Source organism: Streptomyces sp. NPDC057307 (assembly GCF_042667665.1).
In the GTDB taxonomy this organism is placed as follows: domain Bacteria; phylum Actinomycetota; class Actinomycetes; order Streptomycetales; family Streptomycetaceae; genus Streptomyces.
Window position 1 is genome coordinate 1 of sequence record NZ_JBHUZM010000235.1, and the last position, 6,587, is coordinate 6,587.

Sequence of the window (6,587 nt, forward strand, 5' to 3'; positions counted from 1 at the left end):
GCGGCGCACCGTGCGGGTGCGCCGCCCGCCGCTCGCGTGCGCCTGTTCCAACGCCCGTGTCCATACTGAACGGATGGCTGTACGACCGTGCCGGAGCGGCACCGACGAGAGTGAGTGAGGGCGAGAACTGTGGTGGCCGAGCGGGACGAGGCGGAGGACCGTAAGCCTCCGTCCGACGAGGCGCACAGCGCCTTCACTCCGCCGTCCGGGACGGACCAGGTGCCGGCTCCCGAGGAGGACAGCCCCACCTCGGAGTTCGCCGTTCCGCGGGGACTGAGCCCGGAGAGCACTCAGGAGACCGACCGGTCGGCCTTCGACCCGCCGCGGACCTATCGCGCGCGGGAGTCGCCCCAGGCGTTCACGCCCGCGGAGGGCATGCCGGTCGTGCGGCTCCGTAAGGAGGCGCCCTGGCAGGACCAGATGCGCACGCTGCTGCGGATGCCTGTCGGGGACCGGCCGGTGGCGGAGATCGTGCAGCGGCACGACGAGGCCGGGCCCGCAGTGCCGCGCGTGCTCGACCTGACACTGCGTATCGGCGAGTTGCTGCTGGCGGGCGGTGAGGGGGCCGAGGACGTCGAGGCCGCGATGTTCGCGGTGAGCCGCGCGTACGGTCTCGACCGCTGCGAGCCGAACGTCACCTTCACGCTGCTGTCGATCTCGTACCAGCCGTCGCTGGTGGACGACCCGGTGACGGCCAGTCGTACCGTACGCAGGCGGGGCACCGACTACACCCGGCTCGCCGCCGTCTACACGCTCGTCGCCGACATCACCACCGAGGACACCGACGTCACCCTGGAGGAGGCGTACCGGCGGCTGGCCGAGATCCGGCGTAACCGGCACCCGTATCCGGGGTGGGCGCTGACCGCCGCGAGCGGGCTGCTGGCCGGCTCCGCGTCGGTGCTGGTCGGTGGTGATCTGGTGGTCTTCGTCGCCGCGCTGGTCGGCGCGATGCTCGGCGACCGGCTGGCGTGGCTGTGCGCCGGGCGCGGGATTCCGGAGTTCTACCAGTTCGTGGCCGCGGCGATGCCGCCGGCCGCGATGGGGGTGGCGCTGACGCTGGCCGGGTCCGCCATGAACTGGGACGGGCGTCCGTCCGCCGTGATCACCGGTGGGCTCTTCGCGCTGCTGCCGGGGCGGGCCCTGGTGGCGGGTGTGCAGGACGGTCTGACCGGTTACTACATCACCGCCGCCGCGCGGCTGCTCGAAGTCATGTACTTCTTCATCGCGATCGTCATGGGGGTGCTGATCGCGCTGTATCTGGGCGTCCAGCTGGACGCGCAGCTCGACCCGGACGCGGCGCTCCAGGCCGGTGCGGGGCGGCCGGTGCTCCAGATCTGCGCGGCCGTGGCACTCAGTTTCGCCTTCGCGATCCTGCTCCAGCAGGAACGATCCACCGTGCTGATGGTGGCCCTGAACGGGGGCGTGGCCTGGACGGTGTACGGGGCGATGCACGTCACCGGTGGGATCTCCCCGGTCGCGGCGACGGCCGTCGCGGCCGGTGTGGTGGGGCTGTTCGGGCAGCTGTTCTCCCGCTACCGGTTCGCGTCGGCGCTGCCGTACGTCACCGCCGCGATCGGGCCGCTGCTGCCCGGCTCGGCGACATACTTCGGTCTGCTCGGTCTCGCGCAGAACCATGTGGACGACGGGCTGGCCTCGCTGTCGAAGGCCGCGGCGCTGGCCATGGCGATCGCCATCGGGGTGAACTTCGGCGGTGAGATCTCCCGGCTGTTCCTGAAGGTGCCGGGCCCGGGACGCGGGTCGAGCCGCCGCGCGGCCAAGCGGACGCGCGGCTTCTGATACGGCTGATGCGGCCGGTGCCGGAGGCCGGTGCCGCCGGTGCGGTGACCGGCGGGCCTCCCTCGCGTCAGCGCCTGGCGTGCCGCCCGCGCGGCGGGGCCTCCGGGTCGTCCGGCTGGACGTACGGCCGAGGGGCGCCGTACTCGTCGCGCGTGACCCGCAGCTGCTGGGTCTGGAAGTCCTGCGGTACCTGCGTGTGCGCGGCCGGCGGCACGTACCCCGTGGGGGCCCCAGGCGCTGTGGGCGCCGTGGGCTCGCCCGACGCGGCGGCCTTCTTGGACTTGGAGCGCGCCCGCAGCAACTCGATCGCGATCGGCAGCACCGAGAGCGCCACGATCAGGATCAGGATCATCTCGATGTTCTTGTGGACGAACTCGATCTTGCCCAGTGCGGCACCGAGGAGCGTGACGCCCCCGCCCCAGAGCACGCCGCCGATGATGTTGAACGTGACGAACGACCGGTAGTTCATGCGGCTGACGCCCGCGATGATCGGCGTGAACGTCCGCACGATGGGCACGAAGCGGGCCAGCACCAGCGACTTGGGGCCGTACTTCTCGAAGAACTCGTGCGCCTTCTCCACGTTCTCCTGCTTGAACAGCTTGGAGTCGGGGCGCGTGAAGAGTGCGGGGCCGACCTTGCGGCCGAAGAGATAGCCGACCTGATCACCGATGATCGCCGCGAGCACGATCAGGAGACAGACGAGCCACAGCGGCCTGTCGAGCGTGCCGGCCGTCACCAGCAGTCCGGTCGTGAAGAGCAGCGAGTCGCCCGGCAGGAAGAAGCCGATGAGCAGGCCTGATTCGGCGAAAACGATGACCAGGACGCCGATCAGACCGTAGGTCCCGATCAGATAGTCCGGGTCGAGCCAGCTCGGTCCGAGCGCAAGGGTTGTCACGAGGTCCGGGCTCCTGAGTCGATAGTCGGTCGATCGTCGAAATCGGCCGTCGCTGCATCAGCGTCGTCCAGCCGCCATCAGCGGTTGTCGGCTGCCCAAAGCTATCAACGCTCAGGCCCTGACTGAGGTTCCACCCGGTCCGTACGGCTTGAGAGAGGCACGGACCGAGCCGAAGCGCGCATTTCACTCGCGGTCCGCGCAGGGCGCCACGCGGAGACAGTTTGCCGCATTTGCGCCATTACGGTGTGTGCGTGGCCACAGACGCTCCGTCCAATCCCTCCTCCCCACCCCCGCCCTCGTCCCCGTCCGGACGCACGCTCCTTCCGCTGATCGTCCCCTCCCTGGTCGTCGGAGTGGTCGCGAGTCTCGTCCTGCTCGGGGTGAGCGAGCTGGCGGGGCTGATCGAGGACGTGGTCTGGCAGACGCTGCCCGACGCGCTCGGCATCGGCCGGCACTCCCCTCTCTGGATGATCGTGATGCTCACGGCGACCGGCCTCGCGGTGGGTCTCGTCGTGCGGCAGGTGTACGGCCACGCGGGACCCGACCCCGCCACGACCGGGCTCGTCGACCCTCCACTGCCGCCCGGTGTCGTGCCCGGTCTGCTGCTGGCCACCACGCTGGCGCTGGCGGGCGGCGTGAGCCTCGGGCCGGAGAACCCGATCACCGCGGCCAACATCGCGCTCGCCTACTGGCTCGGCCGCAAGGCCGCTCCGGCCGCCCCGGCGGCGCTCTGGGTCTCGCTGGCCGCCGCCGGCACGATCGGGGCGCTGTTCGGCACGCCCGTGGCCGCCGCGCTGATCCTCACGGAGACCTTCGCGACCCGACCGGGGCCGGGCTCGCTCTGGGACAAGCTGTTCGGGCCTCTGGTCGCCGCGGGGGCCGGCGGGCTGACGACCGTGCTGATCGACCATCCGACCTTCGACCTGAACCTGCCCGCCCATCCGGGCGCCCGCTGGAGCGACGCCCTCACCGCGCTCGTGATCACGCCGGTCGCCGCGGCCCTGGGTATGGCCGCCGTGTACGCCTTCCCGTACGCCCACAGCGCCTTCCGGCGCCTCGGGCGTCCCGTACTCGCCCTGACCGTCGGGGGGTTGCTCCTGGGCCTCCTCGGGGCGCTCGGCGGATACCTCACCCTTTTCAAGGGGCTGGACGAGGTAAAGACGCTGGCCGCCGACCCGGACGGCTGGTCGGCGGGACGGTTCGCGCTGATGTGCGGCGTGAAGACGGTCGCGCTGGTGATCGCGGCGGCCTGTGGCTTCCGGGGCGGGCGCATCTTCCCCGCGGTCTTCATCGGTGTCTCCCTCGGACTGTTCGCCCATGCGCTCGTGCCCGCCGCCCATCCGACCGTGGCGGTCGTCTGCGGTGTGCTCGGGGTGCTGCTCGCCGTCACCCGGCAGGGCTGGCTGAGCCTGTTCACCGCGGCCGTGCTCGCCGCGGACCCGAATCTGCTTCCCCTGCTGTGCGTGGCCGTACTGCCCGCCTGCCTGCTGGTGACCGGGCTCCCCAAGATGCAGCTCGACGCGGACGGAACGGCCCTGCGGTGACGCGCGCCGACAGAAGACTCCGAACGGACGCCCGGCGAGCCGACGGCCCGTTTTGTCCGTATCGTCGCGCCTGACGTCCCCGCCGCCGAAGCCCGACCATCGAGGTAGCCGCCATGCCCACGTCCGTGAACGTCGCCGTCATCTACTACTCCGCAACCGGCACCCTCACGACGATGGCCAAGGCCATCGCCGAGGACGCCGAGGTGGCGGGAGCGACCGTACGGCTCCGCAAGGTCGCCGAACTCGCCCCGCAGGCGGCGATCGACACCAATCCGGCCTGGGTCGCCAACATCGAGGCGACCGCCGACATCGCCGAGGCGACGCCCGACGACATGCGCTGGGCGGACGCCGTGATCTTCGGCTCCCCCACCCGCTACGGCAATATCTCGGCGCAGCTCAAGCAGTTCCTGGACACCCTCGGCGGTCTCTGGCAGCAGGGGGAGCTGGCCGACAAGGTCTACAGCGGCTTCACGGCGTCGGCGACGCCGCACGGCGGTCAGGAGACGACGCTGGTCTCGCTCTACAACACCGTCCACCACTTCGGCGGCATCCTCGTCGCGCCCGGCTACACGCACGCGTCGAAGTTCGTCGACGGCAATCCGTACGGCACGTCGCACGTCTCCGGACAGGGCGACCTCCCGGTGAACGAGCAGACGCTGACCGCCGCCCGCGTCCAGGCCGAGCGGGTCGTGAAATTCACCCGCGCCATCAAGACCGGCCTCGGCGGCTGAGGCGAGAGACCACGGGAGGCAGGGAAAGCGATGGCACCGCAACGCGGCGCGCAGGGCGCCGAGGGCAACATGAGAGGCCCGGCGGAGGATCCGGCGGACGACCACGCCGAGCGGCGCCGGCTGTCGCTCAACCCCTTCTTCGGTGAGGCCGACCCGACCAACGGGATGTCGTCCGCCCCGCCCACGCACCGGCTGCCCGACGGCCCCATGCCCCCGTCCACGGCCTACCAGCTGGTCCATGACGAGCTGATGCTGGACGGGAACTCCCGGCTCAATCTGGCGACTTTCGTCACCACCTGGATGGAGAACCAGGCCGGTGTGCTGATGGCGGAGTGCCGGGACAAGAACATGATCGACAAGGACGAGTACCCCCGGACCGCCGAGTTGGAGCGGCGGTGCGTCACGATGCTCGCCGACCTCTGGAACGCGCCCGACCCGCGGTCCGCCGTCGGCTGCTCGACGACCGGCTCCAGCGAAGCCTGCATGCTCGCCGGGCTCGCGCTCAAGCGCCGCTGGATGACGAAGAACCGGGACCGCTATCCGGGGAGCGCCAAGCCCAATCTCGTCATGGGCGTCAACGTCCAGGTCTGCTGGGAGAAGTTCTGCAACTTCTGGGAGGTCGAGGCCCGCCTCCTTCCCATGGAGGGCGACCGCTTCCACCTCGACCCGCAGGCGGCAGCCGATCTCTGCGACGAGAACACGATCGGCGTCGTGGCCATCCTCGGCTCCACCTTCGACGGCTCGTACGAACCCGTCGCCGAACTCTGCGCGGCCCTCGACTCCCTCCAGGAGCGCACGGGTCTCGACATCCCCGTCCATGTCGACGGCGCGTCCGGCGCGATGGTCGCGCCCTTCCTCGACGAGGACCTCGTCTGGGACTTCCGGCTCCCGCGCGTCTCCTCGATCAACACCTCCGGGCACAAATACGGCCTGGTCTACCCGGGCGTGGGCTGGGCGCTGTGGCGCACGTCGGCCGAACTGCCCGAGGAACTGGTCTTCCGCGTCAACTACCTGGGCGGGGAGATGCCCACCTTCGCGCTGAACTTCTCGCGGCCCGGCGCGCAAGTGGTCGCCCAGTACTACACATTCCTCCGGCTCGGCCGGGACGGATTCCGGGCCGTCCAGCAGGCCGCGCGGGACGTGGCCCGGGGGCTGGCCGAGCAGATCGGCGCGATCGACGACTTCCGGCTGCTCACCCACGGCGACGAACTGCCCGTCTTCGCCTTCACCACCGCCCCCCACGTGACGAACTTCGACGTCTTCGACGTCTCGCGGCGGCTGCGGGAGCACGGCTGGCTCATGCCCGCCTACACCTTCCCGGCCAACCGCGAGGATCTGTCCGTCCTGCGCGTGGTGTGCCGCAACGGATTCTCGGCCGATCTCGCCGCGCTGCTGCTCGCCGATCTGCGGCTGCTGCTGCCGGAACTGCGGCGCCAGCCGCATCCGTTGGGCCGGGACAAGTCGGCGGCCACGGCTTTCCACCATTGACCGGCGCGTGGACATGCGCCCGGGCGTAGGCGTGGGCGTGGGCGTGGGCGTGGGCGTGGAAATACTGCGCATGAATTCCCCCCGAGATCCGCGGCGCACCGTGCGCCGCGTGCGGTTCTGCCTCTGATACAC

At 70.7% G+C, this 6,587-nt stretch carries 5 protein-coding genes; 4 read left to right on the top strand and 1 reads right to left on the bottom strand.

The window, feature by feature from the left end; all coding sequences use genetic code 11:
* The first annotated feature begins 129 nt into the window (after nucleotides 1-129).
* On the top strand, nucleotides 130-1,797 hold the full coding sequence (locus tag ACFUN8_RS36530; RefSeq protein WP_383647529.1) for a threonine/serine exporter ThrE family protein: 1,668 nt from the start codon (nucleotides 130-132) through the stop codon (nucleotides 1,795-1,797).
* 67 nt (nucleotides 1,798-1,864) lie between these two features.
* On the opposite strand, the gene ACFUN8_RS36535 is transcribed toward ACFUN8_RS36530, so the two are convergent.
* Nucleotides 1,865-2,692: a DedA family protein gene (locus tag ACFUN8_RS36535; protein ID WP_383647521.1), complete on the bottom strand. Its 828-nt coding sequence runs from the start codon at nucleotides 2,690-2,692 to the stop codon at nucleotides 1,865-1,867.
* A 251-nt stretch (nucleotides 2,693-2,943) separates the two neighbouring features.
* On the opposite strand from ACFUN8_RS36535, the gene ACFUN8_RS36540 reads away from it, so the two are divergent.
* The 3 genes from ACFUN8_RS36540 (at nucleotide 2,944) to ACFUN8_RS36550 (ending at nucleotide 6,455) form a co-directional block, all read left to right on the top strand.
* Nucleotides 2,944-4,236 (top strand): ion channel protein, encoded by a 1,293-nt coding sequence (locus ACFUN8_RS36540; RefSeq protein WP_383647524.1) that lies wholly within the window; start codon nucleotides 2,944-2,946, stop codon nucleotides 4,234-4,236.
* 113 nt (nucleotides 4,237-4,349) lie between these two features.
* Nucleotides 4,350-4,967 carry an NAD(P)H:quinone oxidoreductase gene (wrbA, locus tag ACFUN8_RS36545; RefSeq protein WP_383647526.1) on the top strand — a complete coding sequence of 206 codons (618 nt, stop codon included), beginning with the start codon at nucleotides 4,350-4,352 and terminating at the stop codon, nucleotides 4,965-4,967.
* Between the two features lie 69 nt (nucleotides 4,968-5,036).
* On the top strand, nucleotides 5,037-6,455 hold the full coding sequence (locus ACFUN8_RS36550; RefSeq protein ID WP_383647531.1) for a glutamate decarboxylase: 1,419 nt from the start codon (nucleotides 5,037-5,039) through the stop codon (nucleotides 6,453-6,455).
* The last annotated feature ends 132 nt before the right edge of the window (nucleotides 6,456-6,587 follow it).

Excerpts from the sequence above, each read along its gene's own strand:
- wrbA (WP_383647526.1), top strand. The coding sequence starts at position 4,350 with ATGCCCACGTCCGTGAACGTCGCCGTCATCTACTACTCCGCAACCGGC.
- ACFUN8_RS36550 (WP_383647531.1), top strand. The coding sequence starts at position 5,037 with ATGAGAGGCCCGGCGGAGGATCCGGCGGACGACCACGCCGAGCGGCGC.